This is a genomic window from Tepidiphilus sp. J10 (assembly GCF_006980785.1).
Classification (GTDB): Bacteria; Pseudomonadota; Gammaproteobacteria; order Burkholderiales; family Rhodocyclaceae; genus Tepidiphilus; species Tepidiphilus olei.
In genome coordinates this window covers 1-697 of sequence record NZ_SBHP01000021.1, presented here as the reverse complement: position 1 = coordinate 697, position 697 = coordinate 1, and the positions used below count along the sequence as shown (strand labels likewise).

General features: G+C 68.7%; 2 pseudogenes. Both read left to right on the top strand.

Annotated elements, in window-relative coordinates:
- Positions 1-119 (top strand): annotated as a pseudogene (locus EPD81_RS10970) (sulfate ABC transporter permease subunit CysT); the annotation flags it as partial.
- Positions 120-170: 51 nt separating this feature from the next.
- A pseudogene (cysW, locus tag EPD81_RS10580) lies at positions 171-697 on the top strand (sulfate/thiosulfate ABC transporter permease CysW); the annotation flags it as partial.

Here is a 697-nt window from a genome sequence, read left to right as displayed (position 1 = left end):
ACGACGAGGCGGGCGCCACCGCCATCGCCACGGTGATGCTGGTCATTTCCTTCACCCTCTTGCTCGTCATCAACGCCCTGCAAGCTTGGGCCGCCCGTCGCGGCGGCAAGGAGCAATGAGAGATGGACGCCGTTGCCGCGCTGCCCATCCACGAAATCCCCGTTCGCCGCATGGCCGTGCGACCGGTCACCGCCGAGCCCGCATGGGTGCGGCGCGTCCTGATCGCGCTCGCGCTCGCTTTCTTCGGTCTCTTCCTGCTGCTGCCGCTTGCCGCCGTCTTCGTCGAGGCGCTGCGCAAGGGCTGGGCGGTGTATCTGGCCGCGCTCGTCGAGCCCGACGCGCTCGCCGCCCTGAAACTGACGCTGCTGGCCGCCGCCATCGCCGTGCCGCTCAACCTCGTCTTCGGGGTGGCGGCTGCCTGGGCGATCGCGAAATTTTCCTTCCGCGGCAAGGCACTGCTGCTCACCCTGATCGATCTGCCCTTCTCGGTCTCGCCGGTGGTGGCGGGGTTGGGGCTGGTGCTGCTCTTCGGCAGTTCCGGCTGGTTCGGCGCCTGGCTCGCGGCGCACGAGGTGAAGATCCTCTTCGCCGTGCCCGGCATCGTGCTCGCTACCGTCTTCGTCACTTTTCCGTTCGTGGCGCGTGAGCTCGTGCCGCTGATGCAGGCGCAGGGGCGCGAGGAGGAAGAGGCGGCGGT